The organism is Aquabacterium sp. (genome assembly GCF_041915145.1).
Classification (GTDB): Bacteria; Pseudomonadota; Gammaproteobacteria; order Burkholderiales; family Burkholderiaceae_C; genus Aquabacterium.
Map to the genome: position 1 here is coordinate 1 of NZ_JAYSBZ010000029.1, position 22,272 is coordinate 22,272.

Genomic DNA, 22,272 nt, shown 5'->3' on the forward strand with positions numbered 1-22,272 from the left:
GGCGCGGCATGCACGATGCCCGTGCCGTCTTCGGCGCTCACGTAGTCGGCCAGGTAGATCGGCGCCTCGCGGTCGTAGCCGGCATCAACGTGGGCCAGCGGGTGCTTGAACTTCAAGCCTTCGAGCTTGGCGCCCGGCGTGGTGGCGAGCACCTTCACCTGGTCGGGCTCGAAGCCATAGCGCGCAGTGGCCTTCTCGACCAGCGACTCGGCCAGCACCAACAAGCCCTTGGGCGTCTCGACCAGCGCGTAGCTCAGCTCGGGGTGCACGTTGAGCGCCTGGTTGGCCGGGATGGTCCAGGCGGTCGTCGTCCAGATCACCGCGAAGGCGTCCTGGCTCAGGCTGCCCAGGCCGAAGGCTGCTGCCAGCTTGGCCGGTTCGGCACTCAGGAAGGCCACGTCGAGCGTCTGCGATTTCTTGTCGGCGTATTCGATCTCGAACTCGGCCAGCGACGAGCCGCAGTCGAAGCACCAGTAGACCGGCTTCAAGCCGCGATAGACGTAGCCGCGCTCCATGATTTTTTTCAGCGCGCGGATCTCGTTGGCCTCGTTACCGAAGTCCATCGTGCGATACGGGTTGGCCCAATCGGCCAGCACGCCCAGGCGCTTGAAGTCGGTGCGCTGGCCGTCGATCTGCTCGCCGGCGTAGACACGAGCCTTGGCCTGCACGTCGTCGCGGCTGAGGTTGCGGCCGAAGGTCTTCTCGATCTGGTTCTCGATCGGCAGCCCGTGGCAGTCCCAGCCCGGCACGTAGATGGCGTCGAAGCCGGCCAGCTGGCGTGCCTTGACGATCATGTCCTTCAGGATCTTGTTGACGGCGTGGCCGATGTGGATCTGGCCGTTGGCATAGGGCGGGCCGTCGTGCAGCACGAACTTGGGCGCGCCGCAGCGGGCGTCGCGCAGCTTCTTGTAGAGGCCCTGGTCTTCCCATTCCTTGGCCCAGCCCGGCTCGCGCTTGGGCAGGTCGCCGCGCATCGGGAAGGGCGTATCGGGCATGTTCAGCGTGGCGCGGTACTTGCCTTCGTTGTTCGCGGACTTGTCTTGGCTCATGGACGTTCTCGTCGGGCGGAACGCACCCCAACTGTCAGCGGTTGAGGTCGTTGCGTTCCTGGGGAAATTCGAAATCGGCCGCACCCCGCAGCGCGGGTGGCAGCCAGCTTGGCGGTCAGACGGCGCGCGTCAAATTCGATCGCGGGTGGTCTGGCGCTTCACCGAGGCGTGGGTGGCATGAGCCGCCAGATAGGCGCGGGCATTGACCACGTCCTGCGCGATGGCAGCGGTCAAGGCTTCGAGGCCGTCGTAGCGGGCCTCATCGCGCAGTTTGTGCAGCAGTTCCACCTCGACGATTTTACCGTAGCCCCCCTCGGGGCCGAGTTCGGCCGGCCAGTCGAAGCAATGCACCTCGAGCAGGACCCGGCCGGCGTCTTCGATGGTGGGCCGCACGCCCAGCGAGGCCACGCCGTCGATGGGCTGCTCGGTCAGGCCGTGGGTGCGTACCGCGAAGATGCCGGTGACGGCGGGTTTGGCGTGGCCGAAGCGCAGATTGAGGGTGCGAAAGCCGTCGGTGCCGCCTGCCGTGGAGGCGCCCAGGCTGCGGCCCAGTTTGCGGCCATGGATGACGTGGCCGCTGATGCTGTAGGTGCGCCCCAGCAGCGCGGCTGCCTGCTGCATGTCGCCGGCGGCCAGAGCGTCGCGCACCGCCGAGCTGGACACGCGCAAGCCGTGCACCTCGTAGCTGAGCATGCGGGCCACGTCGAAGCCGTGGCGGCCGCCGGCCGAGTCGAGCAGGTCGTAATCGCCCGCCCGCTTGGCGCCGAAGCGGAAGTCATCGCCCACCAGCACGTATTGCGCGCCCAGGCCGTCCACCAGCACGTTCTGGATGAAGGCCTCGGGCGAGAGGCTGGCCAGATGCTGGTCGAACGGCACCACCACGGCCTGGTCGATGCCGCAGCGTTGCAGCTCCAGCAGCTTGTCGCGCAGCGTGGCGATGCGAGTCGGCGCGCCGGTGAGCTGACCCGACAGCCGGGCGAAGTAGTCGCGCGGGTGCGGCTCGAAGGTCAGCACGGTGCTGGGCAGGCCGCGGTGCCGGGCTTCGTTGCGCAGCAAGGCCAGCATGGCCTGGTGCCCGCGGTGCACGCCGTCGAAATTGCCGATCGTCAACGCGCAGGCCGGAGCCAGCGCCGCATGGTTGAAGCCTCGAAAGATGCGCATGGAGCGGATTATCGGGCTAGGAATTGCCCGACATCCCCCGCTCAATTCGTGGCATCGCTCACACCCCGGCCCGCATAGGATGGTTCGCACCATTCGACCAGCGCGACCCGCGCCACCGGCCGCCGCTCATCCATGCCATCCCTGCGCTCCATTCCACGTCTGCCCTTGCTGGCCGCCGCCGTCTGCGCCGCGGTCATGCTGGTGCTGCAAGGCGTCAACTACGCGCTGGTATCCAGCCACCTGGAGCGTCAGGCCCGCCTGGGCGTGCGCAATCAGCTGCTGAACGCCGCCCCCAGCCTGGACACCCTGCTCGAGCAGCGCGCCCTGCAGATGCTCGACGCCGCCCGCACGGTGAGCGTGCAACCCGGCTTCATCGCCGCCGCCACCCACGGCGACGCCAGCGTGCTGCAGCCCGCCTTGAGTCAGCTGAGCGAGCGACTGGGCAGCGACACCGTGGCGCTCACCGATGGCAACGGCCTGCCGCTGTCGAACGCCTCGACGACCACCGCGCAGTTGCTCAAGGCCATGCAATCGACCACCCCGCTGCCGCGCGACCAGGACGACGAGCCCGTGCGACACATGGTGCTGGTCGACTGGCATCTGTATCAGCTGATCGCCGTGCCGGTGGCCAGCACGGGTTCGCCCCGCTGGCTGATCTGCGCCCAGCCCGTCACCCAGACCACTCTCGCCCAGTGGCGCAAGACCGCCGGCGGCGAGACCGCCCTGCTGGTGCGCCAACCCAGCGGCACCTGGCATCTGATGCTCAGCACCTTCACGCCGCCCGAAGGTGGCTTGCCGGACAGCACCTGGGCCGAGATCAACCCGGCCAAGCGCAGCGCTCGCCGCACCGGCGGCCTGAGCGCGGCCAGCGTGTGGCTGCAACCGCGCATCCAGGATGCCGACTTCGACGCCCGCTTCACCCTGCTGACCGAAGGCGACCCCGGCAACGTCAACCAGGCCCAGGCCGGCGTGCTGGCCTTGGCGCCGGCTTCGGCCGCGCCCGACAGCCGCGACGCGCTGCTCGGCCTGCTGCTGCCGCTGTCGCTCGTGGGCACGGGGCTGGTCGCCATCGCTGCCTTTCTGATCACCCGGCCCACCATCACCATGGTGCGCCGGCTCACGGCCTGGGCCAACAGCCAGCAAAACGGCCAGTCCAAGTCACCGCCCAAGAGCCGCGGGCTCGGCGAGGTGAGCGAGCTGAGCCGATCGCTCGAAGCGCTGCAAAAGGCCACGCGCGAGCGCGAGGCCGAGATCATGCACCTGGCCTACCGCGACACCCTCACCGGCCTGCCCAACCGCGAGAAGTTTCGCAACGAACTGCGCAAGGTGGTAGCCAAGGCCATCGAGGCCAACGCGCCCTGCTCCATCCTGGTGATGGACCTGGACCGCTTCAAGCACGTCAACGACGTGCTCGGCCACGGCTTCGGCGACCGCCTGCTGCGCATGGTGGCGCAACGCCTGCGCGACGAGGTGCTCGACGGCTCGATGCCGCTGGCCCGGCTGGGCGGCGACGAATTCGCGGTGCTGCTCAAGCGGGCCGACACCCCAGCCGCCAAGAAGGTAGCCAAGCACATCCTGCACGCGCTGGAGCGCCCGCTGCAGCTCGACGACCACACCATCGACCTGGCAGCCGGCATCGGCATCGCCAGTTGCCCCGCGCACTCGACCGACGCCGACGAGCTGCTCAGCCGCGCCGAGATCGCGATGTACGCCGCCAAGCAGCAGCAAAGCGGCATCGTGATCTTCCAGCCCACGCTCGACGCGGGCAGCCAGGCCTCGCTGTCGCTGCTCAGCGAGCTGCGTCGCGCCGTCGACGAGAGCCAGCTGCGGCTGTTCCTGCAGCCCAAGGTGGATCTGCGCACGGGCCAGGTGATCGGCGCCGAGGCGCTGGTGCGCTGGCAACACCCGCAGCGCGGCATGGTGCCGCCCACGCAATTCATTCCGTTCGCCGAGCAGACCGGCTTCATCCGCAAGCTCAGCATGTGGATGGTTGAGCACACCGCGCGCGCCTGGCGCGACCTGTATCAGCAGGGTCTGGAGATCAAGATCTCGGTCAACCTCTCGACCCGCGACCTGCTCGATCAAGACCTGCCCGGCAAGCTCGAACACATCATTCGGCAATACGGCGTGCACCCCGGCGCCCTGGTGCTGGAGATCACCGAGAGTGCCACGATGGACGACCCCGACCGGGCGCTTCACACGCTGGCCAACCTGCACCGCCTGGGCCTGCGCCTGTCGATCGACGACTTCGGCACGGGCTACTCGTCGCTGGCCTATCTCAAGCGGCTGCCGGTGGACGAACTCAAGATCGACAAGTCATTCGTGATGAAGATGGAAAGCGATCTCGACGACGCCAAGATCGTGCGCTCCACCATCGACCTGGCGCACAACCTGGGCTTGTCGGTGGTGGCCGAAGGCATCGAGAACGAGCAGACCTGGAAGCTGCTGGCCGGCCTGAAGTGCGACGAAGCGCAGGGCTACTTCATCGCCCGCCCGATGCCTGCCGAGCAGTTCTTCGACTGGGTGAAGGGCTGGCAGACGCCGCAAACCGAGAACGTGCGCCTCAGCACCGACTTCGCCAAGATGATCTGAGCGGGTCGTTCAGGGCGCAGGGCGTGCCGAACACGTCCGCCCCGCCCCGCAGCCAGCACCACTTGCCTGGCGCCAGATCGGGTGGCACGGTCACCGCGCCAAACGCACTGCGATGCAAGCCCTCGCAGCGGTTGCCCACCGCCGCCACCATGCGCTTGACCTGGTGGTACTTGCCCTGCACCAGCGTCAGGCGCAAATGGCAGGCGTCGGGGTCGCCCACCACCTCGGCCGCGTCGGCCAGCACCGGCTCGGGGTCATCGTTCAACACCACGCCCTTGAGCAGCGCCGCGCACTGGTCGGGCGTCACCGGGTATTTGGTCGTCACCTCGTAGACCTTGGGCACGTGGTGCTTGGGCGAGGTGAGCTTGTGCACGAGCTGGCCATCGTCGGTGAGCAGCAGCACGCCGGTGGTGTCCTGATCGAGCCGGCCGATCGGCTGCACGCCGCGCCGGCGCAGCGGCCAGGGCAGCAGCGCATGCACACCGGGCCAGTGCTTGGGCTTGAGCGAGCACTCGTAGCCGGCCGGCTTGTTCAACAGGATCAGCGCCTTCTCGTGATACGGCCACGCCTCGCCGCTCACCGTGAGCACGAGGTTGTCGGTGGGCACATCGGCGTCCGGGTCGTCCTGCACCACGCCATGGATCGACACGTCATCGTTCCAGACCAGGCCGTTGCATTCACGGCGCGTGCCGAAACCCTGAGAAAACAAAATGTTGGATAACTTCATGAATCGATCAGAAAACCGCCGTCTCAGAAGCGGCGGTCGAGCGTGAGCTTGTCGTTGTCGCGCTTCATCTGAAAGCGCGACAAGAAGCTGTTGCCCAGCAACACAGCGGGCATGGGCATGGGCAACACCACGGCCTCGACGTTGGAGATTTCCACGTCCTGCACGCGCACGGAGTTGAGCGTCAAGGCATAAGCCATCGCCTGGCCGTTGGCGGTACTGACCTGCACCGGCGAGGCGTTGCGCAGGTTGAGCCCGAGCCGCTCGGCGTCGCCGCGGCCAATTGCCACCTGCGAGGCCCCGGTGTCCACCACGAAGCGCACGCTCTGGCCGTTGATCAGGCCGCTGCTGAAAAAATGCCCGCCGTCGCCGGCCGTGAGCACGATCTGCGCGCCCCCGCCGTTGCCGCCCGACGAGCCCTTGAAGTTGACGGGCGCGCCGCCCATCGTCACGGTCTGGCGCTTGCCGCCAACCTCGATCACGGCGTCTCCCGCCCCGACGCTGACCACCTTGACGCCCTGAAAGGTGTCGCCCGCCGCCACCGCCTTGGGCGCGCTGCCATTGACCACCAGCAGCGCCTTGCTGCCCATGCTGCCGGTCATGGCCACGCTTTGCGCCCAGAGTGGCGTGACGGCGCCCAACAAGCCGGCGATCAGCGCGCCGCGACCAACGATGGCTCGTGCGGCGTCCGGCTTCATCGCGTCAGTCCCGGAAGTTGTTGAACGACAGCGGGACTTCGGTGATCTCTTTGCGCAGCAGCGCCATGGTGGTCTGCAAGTCGTCGCGCTTGTTGCCCTGCACCCGGATCGTGTCGCCCTGGATGCTGGCCGAGACCTTGATCTTGCTGTCCTTGATGGCCTTGGTGATCTTCTTGGCCAACTCGGCTTCGATGCCGGCCTTGATGGTCACGACCTGCTTGACCTTGTCGCCGCCGATCTTCTCGATCTTGGCGGCGTCGAGAAAGCGCGCATCGACCTGGCGTTTGCTCAGCTTGGCGTTCAGCACGTCGAAAACCTGGCCGATCTGGAAGTCGCTGTCGCCGTAGAGCGTGACCTCCTTGTCCTTGATCTCGACCTTGGCGCTGGAGCCCTTGAAGTCGAAGCGGGTACCGATTTCTTTGCTGGCTTGATCGACGGCATTGCGCACTTCGACCAGATTCGGTTCCAGAACAGTGTCAAAACTAGGCATGAGAGGGTCTGCATTCAGGCTGTGGGATCGGCGAAAATTCTGCCATGCACATCGAGCGCCAAGCCAGTCTCAAACCCTATAACAGCTTTGGCCTGCCCGCCACGGCGAGCACCCTGGTGCGCGTCGCGAGCGATGCCAACGTGCGCCGCGTCATCGACGACCCCGAGCTCGGCCGCCAGCCGAAATTCGTGCTGGGCGGCGGCAGCAACATCGTGCTCACCCGCGACGTCGAGGCCTGCGTGCTCAAGGTTGAGATCAAGGGCCGGCAGCTCGTTGAAGAACGCGACAACGCCTGGATCGTCGAAGTCGGCGCGGGCGAAACCTGGCACGACGTGGTCGCCTGGACGCTGCAGCAGGGCTGGCCGGGTCTCGAGAATCTGGCGCTGATCCCGGGCACGGTCGGCGCCGCGCCGGTGCAGAACATCGGCGCCTACGGCATCGAGCTGAAAGACCGCTTCGAGTCGCTCGACCTGGTGGACTTCACCACCGGCCGCACGGTGCGCCTGGCCGCCGGCGCCTGCCGTTTCGGCTACCGCGACAGCGTGTTCAAGCAAGACCTCGCCGGCAAATGCGTGATCACGCGCGTGCGGCTGCGCCTGCCCAAGCCCTGGCAGCCGGCGCTGGGCTACCTCGATCTTGAACGCAAGATGGCCGAAACAGGCATCAGCGCGCCGAGCGCCCAGCAGGTGTTCGACTGGGTCTGCCAGATCCGCCGCGCCAAGCTGCCCGACCCGGCCGTGATCGGCAACGCAGGCAGCTTCTTCAAGAACCCGGTCGTCACCGAAGAGCAGTGCCGCGACATCATCGGCCGCGACCCCGAGATCGTGCACTACCCGATGCCCGACGGTACCGTGAAGCTCGCCGCCGGCTGGCTGATCGACGCCTGCGGCTGGAAGGGCAAATCAGTCGGCCAGGCGGGCGTTTACGAAAAGCAGGCGCTGGTGCTGGTCAATCGCGGTGGCGCCATCGGAGCCGAGGTGGTCACGCTGGCGCGGGCGATACAAGAAAGCGTCTACGGCCGCTTCGGCATCCGGCTGGAGCCCGAGCCGGTGATGGTCTAGCCGACCCGCGAGTCGGCCACAACCACGTCAATCAACATCAGCCGAAGTGGCAGATGTAGTGGTAGGGCTCGCCTTCCACCTTGATCTCGAACGACGAATTGCCCGGCACCTTGAAGCTCTGGCCGGGGCCGTAGGTCTGCCACTCGCTGGAGCCGGCCAGCTTGATGGTGGCTTGCCCGGCCACGGTTTCCATGATCTCGGGCGCGCCGGTGTTGAACGTGAGCGCGGCGGGCAGGATCACGCCCACGCTTTTCTTGGTGCCGTCGGCCAGCTCGATGCTGTGCGACACGCAGCGGCCATCGAAATAAACATTGGCCTTGGTGGAGATGGTGGCGGCGATTTTGTCGGTCATGGTGATGTGCTCGTACGGACTTGGCAAGGAAGGTCGTCATCGTAGCGGCTTCTTGCCGAGACACTGTCAACCCCCCAAAAGCCAGCCGTTGCGGATTCGTTGCGCCCCCTCGCCGTGGGGATGGATGCTGCAGCGCTGCGTGGCCACACTGCCGTCCGTTGTCGATGCCCGCCTGCGCCACAACCAAACCAGACAGCAGGCCGCGCATCGCCCCATCTCCTCGGGAGCGGTCGGGAATACGGTGCCGCGGGCTCGCGCCTCTGCATCGAGATTCCGGGAGGCGGCCGACTCCCGGGGGCCCCACGGCCCCGCCAGTCAGCATTCAGCTCCGCCAGGCCAACGGCCTGCGGGTATGCTTGAGCCATCCGGAGTCGCTGCGCGCCTCTGCGCGATGGGGTGCTCCAGCATCAATGCCCAATCAATCGCCACATGATGTTTCGCCCGCTCAGTCTTGCTTTGTCGGCCCTGCTCGGCAGCCTGTTGATCGCATGCGGCAGCCAGCCCCCCGTGCCTCCTGCGGTGCCCGTCAAACCGGCTGCTCCTCCCGGCCCGCCGCCCGTGGTGCACGTCAACACCTCGCTTGAAAAGTGCCCGCAGCCGCTGGGCTCGGTTGTCGTGAACGAAGACACCGGCTCGATCTGGTTCAGCCAGTTGCGCGACTACAAGCTGCCACCGACCACCTTGGTGCTGCGCGTGCTGGTGCGGCAGTCGGGTTGCTTCTCGTGGGTAGATCGGCCCGGCACCGCGCTGCGCGGCAAGCCCGGCAAGGCTGAGGCGTCCGCCAAGCCCGATTTCACGCTGGCACCCACGCTCTCGCTGACCGAGAACGCCGGCAAGGTGCCGCTGGAGGCCACGGTCACGCTCGCGCTCCAGGACAACCGCAGCACCGTGCAACTGGCCGAAACCGAAGGCGCGGCCCGCTACGTAGACATCAACCTGTTCAGCCCGCTGTTCACGCCCGCCAGCGCTGGCACCGCCGCCTACATGAAATCGCCCGAAGGCCGCGTCGTGGCAGCGTCGTTCGTGGATGCCTTCAACCTGCTGGTTCGAGCGGCGCGCAACTACCAGGCGCCGCCGGCCATGAAGGCGCCGCTGCCGACCAGCGTGCCCGGCACCCGCCTGTAAGCCTGCTTGCCCGACCACGCCGATTCGCTCGCCCAATCATTCGCCCCCCCGATCCCGATAGCTTCATTGCTTTCTCGCTCTATTCGCACACAACCAGCGAACGCATGCATTCAACCCAACGAGGTCTGCCCATGAACTTGCCTTCATCCTTTACCGCCGCCGACTGGACTCGCTCTGCTCTGGCGATCGCAACCACCGCCGCGCTATTGGCAGGCTGTGCCTCGACCACCCCATCGTTGGGCGGAAACAAAGGGGTCGTCAGTGGAGCGGCCAGTGGCGAGAGTGCCGAAGGCAACAACTCGAAGCTGGAGAGCTGCCCCGAAACCCTGGGCACGGTGGCTATTGAAGAAGACACGGCCGCGCCCTGGTATTTGCAACTGCACGAGCACAAGCTGGGTTCGACCATTCCGGTGCTGCGTCTGATGATCCAGCAAAGCAATTGCTTCGTGATCGTCGAGCGCGGCAAGAGCCTGCACAGCATGCAACGCGAACGCGACTTGGCTCGCGGCGACGAATCGCGCGCCGGCAGCAACTTCGGCAAGGGCCAGATGGTCGCGGCCGACTACACCATGAGCCCGTCGATTCAGTTCTCGGGCAAGACGGGCGGCGGCAACGCCTTCGGCGGCGGCTATGGCGGCGGCATCCTGGGCATGGTGGCGGGCAGCGTGTCGCGCAACGAAGCCTCGACCACTCTGCTGCTGATCGACAACCGCTCGGGCGTGCAGATCGCCGCAGCCGAAGGCACGGCCAGCAACTTCGACTTCGGCATGCTCGGCTCGGCCTTCACGGGCGGGGCTTTCGGTGGCGGCGGTGGTTACGCCAACACCCCGCAGGGCAAGGTGGTCGTGGCTGCGTTTGCCGACTCGTACAACCAGATGGTGAAAGCCCTGCGCAACTACAAGGCTCAAACCGTGCGAGGCGGTCTGGGCACGGGCGGACGATTGGGTGTGCAGGGTGGCGACACCCCGGCGTCGAAAGAACTCGACTCGCGCAAGAAGAAGTAATCCCATCACCGACTGAGCCACCGCGTCACAGGGCTGCAGGCGCCTCGCGTCTTCAGCCCTCTATTGCTCCCAGGGAGATCACGCCATGCGCCTTGCCGCCTGTTGCCTCGCCGCCGGTTTGACCGCGCTGCTGTCCACCACGGCCACAGCCGCCGAATTCAGCCTCTACCTCGATTGCTCGGGCAAGATGCACGACAACGGCAAGGCCAAGTCCGCCACGCTGGACTTGGCCTTGCGCGACAACAACGAGACCGCGTTGATCCAGCGCTCGAACGTGTTGCCGGTGGGCGAGCGCCTCAAGTACAAGGCCTCGCAAACGGCCTACACCATGCTCTACAAACTGCCCCAGCCTGGCACGCATTACTACAACGACTGGCAGCACGGCGAGTGGGTGGTCTGGCAGCCCAACCTGAAGCGCTTGGCCACGATTCGCCTGTCGGTGGATCGCCAAACCGCCGCGTTGGAAGGCGAACTGCTCGACTTCAATGACGACTCGCTGGGCACGCTGACCATGCAGTGCAAGCCCACCACGATGGACGACGCGCCAGAACCGAAGTTCTGACGCCTTCGCGCCATCAGGGGCGACGCGTCAGGGTCAACGACACGGGGACGCCGCTCATCGTGCCGACCGAGCCATAGCCCGCGACGCTGGTGCCGGTCATGCACGCACTGCCCATCATGCCGCCCGGCGCGCAGTCGGCGTAGGCCAGCTTGTCGATCTGCGACTGGGTCAGCGCCGCAGCCGGGTTGTCGGGCACGAAGATCAGGGCGTAGGCATTGCCCGGATTGCTGCCTGCACTAGGGAAACCAAAGTAGATGCCTCCCGCGTCCACACCCGCTTGAGCACTCCAGCCGTCGCCACCATCGCCCGTCCAGAACGTGTTGGTGCTGGCGTTCTTGAAGGTGGCGGCGAAGGTGCCACCGAGTGCGGCGTCGTGCCATGACGCCAGTTGGTGCGTCAGGTTCAGCCACGTCATCGTGTCGTTCGGGTAGGCGGTGGCACCCCCAGTCATCGACTCGCTCAGGCGCCCTTGCAGGTTGGCCACCGTGCCGGTCGAGAAGTCGTAGTCGAGGCTGCCGACGAAGATGCTGTCGTTGGGGGCGGTATCGGGCTCGCGGAAGACTTCGAGCACGTCGTAGTGGTCGATGATGTGCCCGGCCGCCGACGCGCTGCCCACCCCCACGCCGTTGGTGGCGCTCAGCGTGAAGGTTTCGCCCGCGCACGAGCCCGTGCAGTTCACCCGAACCGGCAGGCTGGCGCTCGTGGCGGTGTAGCCGCTGGGCGACGACACAGCCGTGAAGCTCGTGATGACCGAGCCGCCGCCGTCCACGCTGCTGGCGCTGACCACGGCCTCGGCCAAGGTGACGCCGCTGGTGGCCGACACGCCGCTGGGCGCGCCCGGCACCGTCACGCCCGACGGCGCCACGACCGCGAGATTTTGCGAAGCTTGCGGGGCCGGCAGATAAGTGCTGTCACCAGCCTGGTCGGCCAGGATCGTGCAGGTGCCCACCGCCAGGGAGCTGACCACCCCCGTGCTGCTGTTGACGCTGCAGACGGCGGGGCTGTCGCTCGAATAACTCACGGCCAGACCCGAGGTGGCGGTGGCCGAAACGGTGGCGACGCCGCCCAATGTGAGGGCGGGAGCGGTGGCGAACTGGATGGTCTGGTTGGGCGTGTAGATCACCGGCAGGTTCAGGCGTGCCTGCGCGGCGGGGGCATAGGCCTCGTTGCCCGCCTGATCGACCGCGATGGTGCAGGTGCCGGGGCGCAGGGCCGTCACCAAACCCGATTGACCGTTGACCGAGCACACCGTCGGGGTGACGCTGCTGTAGCGCACCACCAGCCCTGAGCTGGCCGAGGCCGACACGGTGGCTGTGCCGTCAAGCGCCAGACTCGGCGTGGCGTCGAACGACACGCTTTGCGGCAGGGCCTGCACGGCGGCGCCACCACCACCGCCGCAGCCGGCGAGCAGGGTCAGCACGCCAAGCGCGGCGGTGGCGGTGACAAGTGCCGTGCGACGGACGATGCGGCGCGCGAGTCGAGGGTACGGCTTCATGATCCGTGTTCTTTCAATATTTCAGGCTGACCGCCACGTTCAGCGAGCGCCCCATGCCTGGCACCAGCGCGCCCCACGGGATGCTGTTCGTGGACATCGACGCGCCCTGCCCCACGTAGGCGCCACCCAGCGGCGGGTAGTAGAGCCGGTTGAGCAGGTTTTCGATGCCCAGGTCGACGCGAGCCTGATCCCACTCGTAGGAGCCGCGCCAATTCAACAGGCCGTAGCCCGCGGTCGGGATTTCATTGCGCACATGCGAAACATGGTGCTTGCCATCGACGAGCAGCCACTCCAGTTCCTGACTCCAGCGCTGCAGCCGATGCCTGAGCTTGAGCTTGGCGTTGAGCGGCATCGTGTTGTAGAGGCCGTCGCCCGTCATGGTGTTGTCGCCGCGCACCCAGTTGAGCTTGGCGACGCCGCTGAAGCTGCCCCAGGTGTCGCCGCGCGCCAGCAGGGTGTCGCCCGACAGATCGGCGCCCACGAGACGCGCCTCCTGGTTGGCGTATTGCAGCAGCACGTAGCCATTGGACGTGCTGACGTTGGCCGCGCTGCACATTCCGAAATTGCAGCGGCGCGCGTCGATGTAGTCGCGCACGACGGTGAGATAGGTCGATGCCTTGAGTCCCCAGCGCCCTTGCTCGGCATCGCGCTGCTCGACGGCCACGCTGAGCGTGTCGGCCACTTCGGGCTTGAGCGACTCGTTGCCCACATACCCGTTGCCGTCGCCCACGAAGTTGTTCATCAGCGCGGCCATCGGCTGGGTGGACCACGGATAGCGCTGATACAGGTTGGGCGATCGCGATTTGTGCGCGTAGCCGAATTCCCAGGTGCGCGCCGAGTCGGGCTCGAAGCGCGCGAGCGCGGTGGCGTCCCAGTTGCGATCGAGATGCTGGTGATCGCGTGCGTTGAAGTTGGCCGCGTCCTGCGCCCACATGCCCAGGCTGTTGTCGTAGCCCTGCACCGCAGCCGCGTCGGCCTGCACAAGCGTGTGGCGCACGCCCAGCGTGGTCGTCCATTGATCGGCCATGCTGTGATCCCACTCGACGAAGCCGTCGGCGCGGTTGCGTCGCCCGTAGTCCACGTTCCAGAACGCGTTCGGGCCCATCGTGCCGCCCACCGGCGGCCACCAGTCGTAGAGCCTGTAGAGCTGCCACTCGGCGCCCGATCGCAGCAGGTCTTGCTCACCCAGGCTTCGCGTCACCTTGACCGAGCCGCCGCGGGTGTCGGCCTTGGTGAGCATCGGCATGCCGTCGCCGTATTGGTAGCGATCCGGGCCCATGTCCATTTCATGGTGTGTGTGCTGCTTGAACAGCCGCGCGTCCATCGTGCCCCAGTCATACACGCCCCGATAACGCAGGTTGACCGATTGGTTCGCGTTGTCGGTCATGTCCATGCGCTGGTTCGGGTAGCCCTCGAAGGTCACGCGCTGGCTCCACACGTCGACCTGCAGCAAGTGGCGTTCGTGTCGCCACGCCAGCGCCACGTTCTGATTGATCGGCCGGTAGCTGCTGGAGCCTACTTCGTCGCCCGGAATGGGCTCGCCGCCCTCGGTGCCGGGCTTGGCCGCCTTGAAGGCGCGCGCCGCCGTGAAGTTGTCGGCCTGCGATTCATTGGCGCGATAGCTCAGACTGACGTTCTGCGTGGCGTAGGTTGCGCCCAAGTCGGTGCCGTGCACGTGGGCGTTGCTGCGGTAGAACGCGCCGACATGGCCCGAGGACAAACTGGCTTCGCCCTCGTCGGCGAAGACAGGAGCGGCGGACTCGACCTGGATGCTGCCGCCCAGGCTGTCGCCCCCCACGCTCACCGGCGTGACGCCGGCATAGACGACGATCTTCCCGACATCCGCCGGCGAGATGTACGACAGCGGCGAGTTCATGTGATTGGGGCAGGCGGACATCAAGTCCATGCCGTCCACCTGCACGCGCACGCGGTCGTCCGCCAAGCCGTGAATGGCTGGCAGCGCCGAAATGCCGCCCGCCCCGCTGACGCTCACGCCCGCCGCGTCTTCGAGCAGGCGCGCCGTGTCGCTAACCTGGGCGCGTTGCTTGCGCAAATCCCGCTCGTTGAGCGTGGTGGACGACGGCGCGGCCGGCTGACTGCGGGCCCCTTTGACCACCACCGTTTCCAGCTCGACCATACCTGTCGGCTCGGACTGGGCCGACGCGGCCGAAACGGCCAACATCAGCACCCGAGCGGCCCAGGCCGAGGGGCGCAGAGAAACAAACGTCACGATCGAACCGCCACCGGGGCGTCCACAGAGTATGAGAAGGATGAGACAGGCGAACCCGCGCACCATGAAAGGCTGGCGCGAGTTCGCCCGGATGGCGTGGCGTCAGATGGACGACCGCGAGCGGCGCCGCCACACCCCCGCGGCCACGGCCAGGCCCGCCAAGGTCAGCACAGCCGAGTTGGGCTCGGGCACCGACGCGGTGATGACCTCAGACACCGGGACGCCGCTCATCGTGCCGACCGAGCCATAGCCCGCGACGCTGGTGCCGGTCATGCAAACCGCGCCCATCATGCCGCCCGGCGCGCAATCGGCGTAGGCCAGCTTGTCGATCTGCGACTGGGTCAGCGCCGTGAGCGGCGAGTCCGGCACGAAGATCAGGGCGTAGGCATTGCCGGGGTTCTTGGCGACCTTCGGAAAGCCGTAGTACGTGCCGCCCGCCGCCACGCCGGAATCCGGGCTCCAGCCGTCGCCGCCGTCGCCCGTCCAGAACGTGTTGGTGGTGGTGTTCTTGAATGCCGCGGCGAACGTGCCGCCCAGCGACGCGTCGTACCACGACACCAACTGATAGCTGAGGTCCAGCCAGGTCATCGTGTCGTTGGGATAGCCCGTGCTGCTGCCCGTCATGGACTCGCTGAGCTTGCCCTTGAGGTTCGACACCACGTGCGTCGATGCGTCGTAGTCGAAGGTACCGATGAAGATCGAGTTGTTGGGCTGGGTATCGGGCTCGTAGAAAGTCTCGGTGACGTTGTAGCTCGTCGCGGCAGCCTGCGCCGAGAAAGCGGTCGATGCGGCCACAGCTGCGGCGGCGAGGGCGAAAGTCCGAAGTTTCATGATTGACTCCTGAAGTCGAAGAGAACGGAACGGAAACAGGGATCAGGCCCCGCGCCGCGAGCGACGGGCCATCGAGCCCACCACGGCGAGCCCGGCCAATGCGAGCGCGTACCCCGAAGGCTCGGGGACGGCCGGCGCCTCGGTGATGATCTGGGTGATCGGGTAGGTGCCCTTCATCGTTCCGCCAGCCAGGTTGGCCGCGCTGCGATTCACCCAACCCGTCATGCAGACCGAGCTCATCATCAAGCCACCGGTCGTGCAATCGGCGTAGGCCAGCTTGTCGATCTGGGCGTCAGACAGGGCCGCCGTGGGATCGGTGGTGTTCACGAAAATGGTGGCGTACGCGTTCTGATTGCCAAAGGTGCTTTTGCCCCCGACAGCAAACCCTCCGCCGACAAAGACATCGGTCGAGTTCTGGAAGAAGGTCGTGACGACCAGCCCGCCGAGCGAGGCGTCGTAGACGGAGGACAGCTGATAGGTCAGCAGGCGTGCCGTCGTGTTGCCGCTCATGGCCTGGGTCAACGTCCCGGTCAACCCGGTCACCGAGTTTGAAGCATCGTCAAAGCTGAACGAGCCGGTAAAGATGGTGTCCCAGGTCGGGTTCTTGGTGTCGTACACCACTTGATTGAACGTCTCCACGACGTTGTAAGTCTTGACAGTTGCCTGCGCCGAGGCGACGACTGCGAGAAGCGAGGCCGCGGCAGCTGCGGCACGAAGGGTGGTATTCATACTTGTCGGTCCATCAATATCGTTGTGTTGCGCGCTGAGCCACGCCTGGCGAATGCCGGCGGGTTCAGACGCTGCGGGGGTATTCGAGAGAATGGAAGGCACGCGCACCGGACATTCGTGCGCCACTGGTGGCACCTCGCGCCAGCAATCGGGGCAAGATGCCGTCAAGCCATCAACGCCCGCCGGATCGACAGGCCGCGAAAGGGCTCAAGGACAGCGCAGGAACGTGCAACGATCCGCTCAGGCGAGCGGCGGAGCCCGGGGCCGGGCCTGCGTCCACGCGAAGAGCGGACGCGGTGCGAGGTAGAAAAGCCGGGGCAACGGCCCCCGTGCGGGCGAATCCAGCACCAGAGGCTGAGCGACCGCCGGCAAGACCAGCGGGCTGACGTGCGAAGTACACGAGGCGCAATGCGCCGCCTTGGCGAGGTTCTTGACGGGATGCGGCTGGTCGGGCACCGAGCTACGCGGCGCAGATTCCCCGCCCGCTTGATGCGTACCCGCCGAACGGTGAGCCGAGCAGACGGCACCCAGCCCTGGTGCTTGCAGACTGCGCACGACCGCAGCCTGGGCGAGAACCGGCACGACGGCATGCAGCAGGATGGCTGCGCTCGCCACCCAAACCATCCACCACCGATGAGCACGCCAAAGCAACATGTCAGGGATTGTACTGAGCTTGATGAAAAACAGAAAGCCGCACGAGGCGGCTTTCTGTGGCGCGTCAAGCGTGCCCGAACTCAGCGCTTGGCAGCCGGCTTCTTGGCCGCCGGTTTGGCCGCCGCCTTGGTCGACGGCTTGGCCGAGCGACGTGCCTTGGCATTGGCGCCAATGCGCAGGCGCAGCGCGTTGAGCTTGATGAAGCCCGCCGCGTCGGCCTGGTTGTAGGCGCCGCCGTCGTCGTCGAAGGTCGAGATCTTGGCGTCGAACAGGCTGTCGGTCTTCGACTCGCGGCCCACGCACATGATCGTGCCCTTGTAGAGCTTGAGCTTGACCGTGCCGTTGACGGTGGCTTGCGAGGCGTCGATCAGGCCTTGCAGCAGCTCGCGCTCGGGGCTGAACCAGTAGCCGTTGTAGACCAGACGGGCGTAGCGCGGCATCAGGTCGTCTTTGAGCGACAGCACTTCGCGGTCGAGCGTGATCGACTCGATGGCGCGGTGACCGGCCAGCAGGATGGTGCCGCCCGGGGTTTCGTAGCAACCGCGGCTCTTCATGCCCACGTAGCGGTTCTCGACCTTGTCGAGGCGGCCGATACCGTGCTTGCCGCCCAGCTCGTTGAGCTTGGTCAGCACTTGCGCGGGGCTCAGCTTCACGCCGTCGATGGCCACCACGTCGCCCTTGGCGTAGGTGAGCTCGATGATCTGCGGCTTGCCCGGGGCCTTCTCGGGCGACACCGTCAGGCGCCACATGTTCTCTTCGGGCGCGAAATTCGGGTCTTCGAGCACGCCGCCTTCATAGCTGATGTGCAGCAGGTTGGCGTCCATCGAATACGGTGCGCCGCCCTTGCGCTTCTTGAAGTCGACCGGAATGCCGTGCTTGTCGGCGTAGGCCAGCAGCTTCTCGCGCGAGAGCAGGTCCCACTCGCGCCACGGGGCGATCACCTTCACGCCGGGCATCAGCGCGTAGGCGCCGAGCTCGAAGCGGACCTGGTCATTGCCCTTGCCGGTGGCACCGTGGCTGATGGCGTCGCCCTTGGTCTTCTTGGCGATCTCAACGAGGCGCTTGGCGATCAGCGGACGCGCGATGGACGTGCCCAGCAGGTATTCGCCTTCGTACAGCGCATTGGCGCGGAACATCGGGAAGACGAAGTCGCGCACGAATTCTTCGCGCAGGTCTTCGATGAAGATGTTCTCGGGCTTGATGCCCATCTTGATGGCCTTGGCGCGTGCGGGCTCGATCTCTTCGCCCTGGCCGATGTCAGCCGTGAAGGTGACGACTTCGACGCCGTATTCGTCTTGCAACCACTTCAGGATGATCGAGGTATCGAGACCGCCCGAGTAGGCCAGCACGACACGCTTGATGCCGGGCGTGGCGCGCGGCGCAGCTGCGGGAGTGGCGGCTGTGGGAGCCGCAGTCTTGGCCGGCTTGGCGGCGGGTGCAGGCGCGGCGCGGCGCTTGGCAGCGGGCTGGGTGGTCTTTTTCGACATAGGTTGGTTCGGGAGGTTGTCAGGCAAACAGCCGACGATTTTATTCCCCCCGAACCACGGAGGACAGCCCCCGTTCCCGTTATCGCTGGCGCGAGCGAGCCAGCAGACCCAAACCAACCAGTCCGGTCAGCAGCAGCATGGCGCTCTGAGGCTCCGGCACCGCGCTCGCCGACGACACCCCCAAGCTGAAGGCATACGCCTGCTTCGAGTCGAGCACGCTCTTGCTGCCAATATCGTTGCCCCCGACAAACACGGTGTAGTCGCCAGGGCCCAGCGTCAGCGTGACCGTGGCTGTGCCATTGGCCACGGTGCTTGCGCCATAGCCCAGAAACTTGAAGGCATCCAGCGCGCTGCCGACACCCGCGGGGTCGCCGTCACCACCGACCGACCAGTCTCCCAACGCATTCCAACTGCCATTTGTGGCCAAGTAGCTGTAGCCAGTACCGGCAACACTCTGGGCAAACGATGTACGCCAAGCTCTTGATGCCGCCGCGTAGTCATGATCCGCACTGGTTTGCGGAGCGGTAAATGGAGAGGAGGCGGCCAACCCTTGATAAACAGAGAAGGCGGCCGTCAGCCCGCTGCCATTGAGAGCCGAAGCGGTGAATGTCACGCTCTCGACGCTGTCCAAATGCAACTTGAAGGCGCGCCCCTTGTGGCTGTCTCCCAAGTACAACTCGTCCTGGCCGTCGGCGCTGACATAGCCGGACGCGTCGGTGCCCGGATCTCGCGTCGTGGCCACGGTGGGGTTGAACACCAGCGACTGATCAGAAGCGTCCGCCCAGCCATAGTTGCTGGACACGGTTTGATTGGCGATGGTCACCGAGCTGCCATCGCCCAGCGTGCCGAAATCGCGACCGGAGTAGCTGATGTGAGCCTGCGTGCCGCATGAGAGCAAGGTGATAGCCAGGGCGGCCGAGGTTTGACGTGTAGTGACGTTCATTTCGATATTCCATGTGAAGACTGTCTGGCGCAACACAGTCGGTCGCGCATGGCTGCATCCGGGCACGGTTCGCTCGGGATAAGTCAGCCGGAGAAAGGCAGGTTGCGAGTGGCGTTCTCGCGGAGCAATCGAGCAGGCAAAGGTGGGCCTCGTGCGACCAGAGGTGACCAGGTATGCGCCGGGCCCCGCGCGCGCTCAACCTGACGAGGACGGAGCGTCGTCGCCAAGGGAGGCGATTCAACAGATACATCGATCGCACCCGACAGAGGCGGCGGGTAGTCCTGCAGCAGACATAACGGGCAATGCGCCTTGCTACCCGGCGCGCCCGAGTCCCCTCGCTCGCCGTCGCGGTGGGCCGAGGCGGCCGAGCACACACCAGCGCGCGGCGCGATGCCTTGCCACGCATGTGCCGCCGCCGCAAGCGCGGGCACGCAAGCCGCAGCGATCAGCACACACAGTGCGATCCAAACCCACTGGCGTGTACGCAATCTTGGCAATCGATGAGGCATGGGGACGGCAGGGGCAGCCAGCCGAGCAGCGCGCTGCCTCGGCGAGGAAGGCGGCGAGTATATAAATAAAGGCTCCGCAGCAAGAGAACAGGCGCTCGTCGAGAACGCGATCTCCGCATTGACCGCGCGGTGCGCGGCTCAAGCCCGGTCGATGTCCATCGCAGCATCGCAGCCCACGCCGGCAGCGATCCAGCGACGTGCCAGTCGCGCCAGCAGCGGCGCCGCCCAGCCCAGTCCGCTCGGCAAAAAGGCCCGGGGCTCGACCAGCACCCCGCATTGATACCGCTGCGCCGCATCGCTCCAGCGCAGCGCCGCGCAAGCGCCGTGCCGGCGGCGGCTGATCACCACGCCCAGCGGACACGGCTCGGCCAGGCAACACACGCCGCAGCCGTTGCAAGGCTGGCCCAGCGCCGGCTTGGGCGGTGCATCAGGGTGGATGTGGATGACTTGCGACACGGTGGGCTTTGTCAGAATCGGCGCACGATACTCTCTCACACCACCTCTCCCCTGATCCTGTTCGACCCCACCGATGCGCCTGCTGCTAGTTGAAGACGACCGCATGATCGGCGAAAGCGTGCGCGCCGCGCTGCGTCAGGACGGCTTCGCCGTCGATTGGGTACGCGACGGCCGCGCTGCCGACGAGACCCTGCAGTCCGAGCGATTCGACCTCGTGCTGCTCGACTTGGGCCTGCCCCAACGCGACGGGCTCGACGTGCTGCGCGCCCTGCGAGCCCGTCAAGACGCCACCCCCGTGATCGTGCTGACCGCGCGCGATGCGCTCGAAGACCGCGTGGCCGGGCTGGATGCCGGCGCCGACGACTACCTCGTCAAGCCCTTCGAACTCGATGAGCTGGCCGCCCGCATGCGCGCAGTGCTGCGCCGCCACGGCGGGCGCGCCGACACCGCCATGGAATGCGACAGCGTGCGGCTCGACCCGGCCACCAAGCAGGTCACCCTGCGCGGCGAACCGGTGATGCTGTCGGCGCGCGAGATCGCCGTGCTCGAAGCGTTGATGCTGCGCCCCGGCGCCATCTTGTCGCGCGCGCAGCTCGAAGATCGGCTCTACGGCTGGGGCGACGAGATCGAGAGCAACGCCGTCACGGTCTACATCCACCAGTTGCGACGCAAGCTCGGCGCCGACTTCATCAAGAACGTGCGCGGCGTGGGCTACTACGTCGGGCGCCCGGCCTGACCACGCTGGCCACCCGCCATGAGCCTGTCCCTCCTCACCCGCCTCCGCCGCAGTTTGCGCATGCGCCTGCTGGCGTCGCTGCTGACGGCGGTGCTGCTGGCCTGTGCCGTGCTGGGCGCCCTCACCTACCGCGGCGCGCTGAACGAAGCCGAGGCGATGTTCGACTACCAGCTCGAACAGATGGCCCTGTCGCTGCGCGACCAAGGCGCCATCACGCTCGACGAAGCCCACGCGCTGAGCAACCCGCGCTTCGATTTCGTCGTGCAGATCTGGTCGTTCGACGGCCGGCTGATCTACGCCTCGCGCCCCGACGCCGGCCTGCCACCCCGCGCCGTGCTCGGCCTGACGGACGTCCACACCCGCCACGCCGGCGGCTCGACCACCTGGCGGGTCTACAGCACCATCTCGAACAACGGCTTCGGCGACCGCATCATCCAGGTGGCGCAGCCCTTGCGCATCCGCTCGACGCTGGCCGCCAACGCCGCGCTGCGCAGCATGCTGCCGCTGCTGGGCCTGACCCCGCTGCTGGCCGCCGCGGTGTGGTGGACGGTGGCCGCCGCGCTCAGGCCGCTGCAAAAGCTGGCCGCCGACGTGCGACAACGCAGCGCCGCCTCGCTCGATGAGGTCAGCGAGGCACACATGCCCGAAGAAGTGGCCCCGCTGGTGCAAGCCCTCAACGGGCTGCTGACCCGCCTCCAGCAAGCCTTCGAGACGCAGCGCGGCTTCGTGGCCAACGCCGCGCACGAACTGCGCTCGCCCCTCACGGCCCTCAAGCTGCAAGCCCAGCTCATCGAGCGCTCGCCCGACGAGGGCGCCCGCCAAACTGCGGTGGCGGAGTTGCGCGCCGGCATCGACCGCGCCACCCGCATGGTCGAGCAATTGCTGACACTGGCGCGCAACGAGCCTGGCGCTCGCCCCCAGCCGCTCACCGAAGTCGATTTATCCGAAGCCGTGCGACTGGCCGTGGCCGAAACCGTCGGCGCAGCGGCGACCAAGCAGATCGAACTCGAACTGCAAGCCGACACCCCGGTGCCGGTGCAAGGCCACGCCGACGCGCTGCGCATCCTGGCGCGCAATCTGGTCGACAACGCCGTGCGCTACACCCCGACGGGCGGCCAGGTGCGCGTGCGCGTGGAAGTAGACGATGGGGCCCCGCTGCTCAGCGTGGACGACTCCGGCCCCGGCATCGCCCCCACCGAACGAGAGCGTGTCTTCGAGCGCTTCTACCGCGGCACCAGCGGCACGGGCGACGGCTCGGGGCTCGGCCTGGCCATCGTGCGCAGCGTGGCACTGCAGCATGGCGCTCAGATCCAGTTGAGCGACTCGCGCCTGGGCGGGCTGCACGCTGCGGTGCGGTGGCCGAAACGCGCCTGACGCGATCGGC

Annotated in this window: 22 protein-coding genes; 7 read left to right on the plus strand and 15 right to left on the minus strand. The window is 66.7% G+C overall.

The window, feature by feature from the left end; translation table 11 throughout:
* A partial coding sequence (locus ACE3SS_RS07340; protein ID WP_374592518.1) for a class I tRNA ligase family protein occupies positions 1–1,049 on the minus strand: 1,049 nt, incomplete at its 3' end.
* Positions 1,050–1,178: 129 nt separating this feature from the next.
* A complete protein-coding gene (locus ACE3SS_RS07345) occupies positions 1,179–2,210 on the minus strand; it encodes a bifunctional riboflavin kinase/FAD synthetase (protein WP_374592519.1) in 1,032 nt (343 codons plus the stop codon).
* A 132-nt stretch (positions 2,211–2,342) separates the two neighbouring features.
* On the opposite strand from ACE3SS_RS07345, the gene ACE3SS_RS07350 reads away from it, so the two are divergent.
* Entirely contained in the window at positions 2,343–4,802 is a 2,460-nt protein-coding gene (locus tag ACE3SS_RS07350) for a putative bifunctional diguanylate cyclase/phosphodiesterase (RefSeq protein WP_374592520.1), read from the plus strand.
* Here the strand turns inward: ACE3SS_RS07350 and ACE3SS_RS07355 are convergent.
* From ACE3SS_RS07355 to ACE3SS_RS07365, 3 genes are read right to left on the minus strand one after another with little or no spacing between them, the layout of a single operon-like run.
* Positions 4,774–5,529 (minus strand): pseudouridine synthase, encoded by a 756-nt coding sequence (locus tag ACE3SS_RS07355; RefSeq protein ID WP_374592521.1) that lies wholly within the window; start codon positions 5,527–5,529, stop codon positions 4,774–4,776. The two genes, ACE3SS_RS07350 and ACE3SS_RS07355, sit on opposite strands and share 29 nt — an antisense overlap.
* 23 nt (positions 5,530–5,552) lie before the next feature.
* Entirely contained in the window at positions 5,553–6,224 is a 672-nt protein-coding gene (locus ACE3SS_RS07360) for a TIGR02281 family clan AA aspartic protease (RefSeq protein WP_374592522.1), read from the minus strand.
* Positions 6,225–6,228: 4 nt separating this feature from the next.
* On the minus strand, positions 6,229–6,714 hold the full coding sequence (locus ACE3SS_RS07365; protein ID WP_374592523.1) for a YajQ family cyclic di-GMP-binding protein: 486 nt from the start codon (positions 6,712–6,714) through the stop codon (positions 6,229–6,231).
* Positions 6,715–6,758: 44 nt separating this feature from the next.
* On the opposite strand from ACE3SS_RS07365, the gene murB reads away from it, so the two are divergent.
* Positions 6,759–7,775: a UDP-N-acetylmuramate dehydrogenase gene (murB, locus tag ACE3SS_RS07370; RefSeq protein ID WP_374592524.1), complete on the plus strand. Its 1,017-nt coding sequence runs from the start codon at positions 6,759–6,761 to the stop codon at positions 7,773–7,775.
* A gap of 37 nt (positions 7,776–7,812) precedes the next feature.
* Here the strand turns inward: murB and ACE3SS_RS07375 are convergent, their stop codons facing one another.
* Entirely contained in the window at positions 7,813–8,127 is a 315-nt protein-coding gene (locus ACE3SS_RS07375; protein WP_374592525.1) for a pyrimidine/purine nucleoside phosphorylase, read from the minus strand.
* A 429-nt stretch (positions 8,128–8,556) separates the two neighbouring features.
* Between ACE3SS_RS07375 and ACE3SS_RS07380 the strand changes: the two genes are divergently transcribed.
* The 3 genes from ACE3SS_RS07380 (at position 8,557) to ACE3SS_RS07390 (ending at position 10,818) form a co-directional block, all read left to right on the plus strand.
* Complete coding sequence (locus ACE3SS_RS07380; RefSeq protein ID WP_374592526.1) at positions 8,557–9,252, plus strand: hypothetical protein; 696 nt, start codon at positions 8,557–8,559, stop codon at positions 9,250–9,252.
* A 131-nt stretch (positions 9,253–9,383) separates the two neighbouring features.
* Entirely contained in the window at positions 9,384–10,256 is an 873-nt protein-coding gene (locus ACE3SS_RS07385; protein ID WP_374592527.1) for a CsgG/HfaB family protein, read from the plus strand.
* An 85-nt stretch (positions 10,257–10,341) separates the two neighbouring features.
* On the plus strand, positions 10,342–10,818 hold the full coding sequence (locus tag ACE3SS_RS07390) for a hypothetical protein (RefSeq protein ID WP_374592528.1): 477 nt from the start codon (positions 10,342–10,344) through the stop codon (positions 10,816–10,818).
* A gap of 13 nt (positions 10,819–10,831) precedes the next feature.
* Here ACE3SS_RS07390 and ACE3SS_RS07395 read toward each other — a convergent pair whose 3' ends face one another.
* The 9 genes from ACE3SS_RS07395 to ACE3SS_RS07435 all read right to left on the minus strand — a co-directional run bounded on the left by ACE3SS_RS07395 (position 10,832) and on the right by ACE3SS_RS07435 (position 20,152).
* Complete coding sequence (locus ACE3SS_RS07395; protein WP_374592529.1) at positions 10,832–12,313, minus strand: hypothetical protein; 1,482 nt, start codon at positions 12,311–12,313, stop codon at positions 10,832–10,834.
* Positions 12,314–12,326: 13 nt separating this feature from the next.
* Complete coding sequence (locus tag ACE3SS_RS07400; protein ID WP_374592530.1) at positions 12,327–14,543, minus strand: TonB-dependent receptor plug domain-containing protein; 2,217 nt, start codon at positions 14,541–14,543, stop codon at positions 12,327–12,329.
* A gap of 102 nt (positions 14,544–14,645) precedes the next feature.
* Positions 14,646–15,374 (minus strand): PEP-CTERM sorting domain-containing protein, encoded by a 729-nt coding sequence (locus tag ACE3SS_RS07405; RefSeq protein WP_374592531.1) that lies wholly within the window; start codon positions 15,372–15,374, stop codon positions 14,646–14,648.
* A gap of 42 nt (positions 15,375–15,416) precedes the next feature.
* Positions 15,417–16,103: a PEP-CTERM sorting domain-containing protein gene (locus tag ACE3SS_RS07410; protein WP_374592532.1), complete on the minus strand. Its 687-nt coding sequence runs from the start codon at positions 16,101–16,103 to the stop codon at positions 15,417–15,419.
* Positions 16,104–16,343: 240 nt separating this feature from the next.
* Positions 16,344–16,757, minus strand: coding sequence for a DUF2946 family protein (locus tag ACE3SS_RS07415; RefSeq protein ID WP_374592533.1), 414 nt, complete (start codon positions 16,755–16,757; stop codon positions 16,344–16,346).
* 80 nt (positions 16,758–16,837) lie between these two features.
* Positions 16,838–18,244 carry an argininosuccinate synthase gene (locus ACE3SS_RS07420; protein ID WP_374592534.1) on the minus strand — a complete coding sequence of 469 codons (1,407 nt, stop codon included), beginning with the start codon at positions 18,242–18,244 and terminating at the stop codon, positions 16,838–16,840.
* Between the two features lie 79 nt (positions 18,245–18,323).
* Positions 18,324–19,220, minus strand: coding sequence for a hypothetical protein (locus ACE3SS_RS07425; RefSeq protein WP_374592535.1), 897 nt, complete (start codon positions 19,218–19,220; stop codon positions 18,324–18,326).
* Positions 19,221–19,270: 50 nt separating this feature from the next.
* Positions 19,271–19,696 carry a DUF2946 family protein gene (locus tag ACE3SS_RS07430; protein ID WP_374592536.1) on the minus strand — a complete coding sequence of 142 codons (426 nt, stop codon included), beginning with the start codon at positions 19,694–19,696 and terminating at the stop codon, positions 19,271–19,273.
* A gap of 138 nt (positions 19,697–19,834) precedes the next feature.
* On the minus strand, positions 19,835–20,152 hold the full coding sequence (locus tag ACE3SS_RS07435; RefSeq protein WP_374592537.1) for a hypothetical protein: 318 nt from the start codon (positions 20,150–20,152) through the stop codon (positions 19,835–19,837).
* A gap of 73 nt (positions 20,153–20,225) precedes the next feature.
* Here ACE3SS_RS07435 and ACE3SS_RS07440 point away from each other — a divergent pair, with 73 nt between their 5' ends.
* Positions 20,226–20,888, plus strand: coding sequence for a response regulator (locus tag ACE3SS_RS07440; RefSeq protein ID WP_374592538.1), 663 nt, complete (start codon positions 20,226–20,228; stop codon positions 20,886–20,888).
* An 18-nt stretch (positions 20,889–20,906) separates the two neighbouring features.
* Positions 20,907–22,262, plus strand: a complete 1,356-nt coding sequence (locus ACE3SS_RS07445) for an ATP-binding protein (protein ID WP_374592539.1) — start codon at positions 20,907–20,909, stop codon at positions 22,260–22,262.
* Positions 22,263–22,272: the final 10 nt, after the last annotated feature.

Excerpts from the sequence above, each read along its gene's own strand:
- ACE3SS_RS07345 (WP_374592519.1), bottom strand. The coding sequence starts at position 2,210 with ATGCGCATCTTTCGAGGCTTCAACCATGCGGCGCTGGCTCCGGCCTGC.
- ACE3SS_RS07350 (WP_374592520.1), top strand. The coding sequence starts at position 2,343 with ATGCCATCCCTGCGCTCCATTCCACGTCTGCCCTTGCTGGCCGCCGCC.
- ACE3SS_RS07355 (WP_374592521.1), bottom strand. The coding sequence starts at position 5,529 with ATGAAGTTATCCAACATTTTGTTTTCTCAGGGTTTCGGCACGCGCCGT.
- ACE3SS_RS07360 (WP_374592522.1), bottom strand. The coding sequence starts at position 6,224 with ATGAAGCCGGACGCCGCACGAGCCATCGTTGGTCGCGGCGCGCTGATC.
- ACE3SS_RS07365 (WP_374592523.1), bottom strand. The coding sequence starts at position 6,714 with ATGCCTAGTTTTGACACTGTTCTGGAACCGAATCTGGTCGAAGTGCGC.
- murB (WP_374592524.1), top strand. The coding sequence starts at position 6,759 with ATGCACATCGAGCGCCAAGCCAGTCTCAAACCCTATAACAGCTTTGGC.
- ACE3SS_RS07375 (WP_374592525.1), bottom strand. The coding sequence starts at position 8,127 with ATGACCGACAAAATCGCCGCCACCATCTCCACCAAGGCCAATGTTTAT.
- ACE3SS_RS07380 (WP_374592526.1), top strand. The coding sequence starts at position 8,557 with ATGATGTTTCGCCCGCTCAGTCTTGCTTTGTCGGCCCTGCTCGGCAGC.
- ACE3SS_RS07385 (WP_374592527.1), top strand. The coding sequence starts at position 9,384 with ATGAACTTGCCTTCATCCTTTACCGCCGCCGACTGGACTCGCTCTGCT.
- ACE3SS_RS07390 (WP_374592528.1), top strand. The coding sequence starts at position 10,342 with ATGCGCCTTGCCGCCTGTTGCCTCGCCGCCGGTTTGACCGCGCTGCTG.
- ACE3SS_RS07395 (WP_374592529.1), bottom strand. The coding sequence starts at position 12,313 with ATGAAGCCGTACCCTCGACTCGCGCGCCGCATCGTCCGTCGCACGGCA.
- ACE3SS_RS07405 (WP_374592531.1), bottom strand. The coding sequence starts at position 15,374 with ATGAAACTTCGGACTTTCGCCCTCGCCGCCGCAGCTGTGGCCGCATCG.
- ACE3SS_RS07410 (WP_374592532.1), bottom strand. The coding sequence starts at position 16,103 with ATGAATACCACCCTTCGTGCCGCAGCTGCCGCGGCCTCGCTTCTCGCA.
- ACE3SS_RS07415 (WP_374592533.1), bottom strand. The coding sequence starts at position 16,757 with ATGTTGCTTTGGCGTGCTCATCGGTGGTGGATGGTTTGGGTGGCGAGC.
- ACE3SS_RS07420 (WP_374592534.1), bottom strand. The coding sequence starts at position 18,244 with ATGTCGAAAAAGACCACCCAGCCCGCTGCCAAGCGCCGCGCCGCGCCT.
- ACE3SS_RS07430 (WP_374592536.1), bottom strand. The coding sequence starts at position 19,696 with ATGCCTCATCGATTGCCAAGATTGCGTACACGCCAGTGGGTTTGGATC.
- ACE3SS_RS07440 (WP_374592538.1), top strand. The coding sequence starts at position 20,226 with ATGCGCCTGCTGCTAGTTGAAGACGACCGCATGATCGGCGAAAGCGTG.
- ACE3SS_RS07445 (WP_374592539.1), top strand. The coding sequence starts at position 20,907 with ATGAGCCTGTCCCTCCTCACCCGCCTCCGCCGCAGTTTGCGCATGCGC.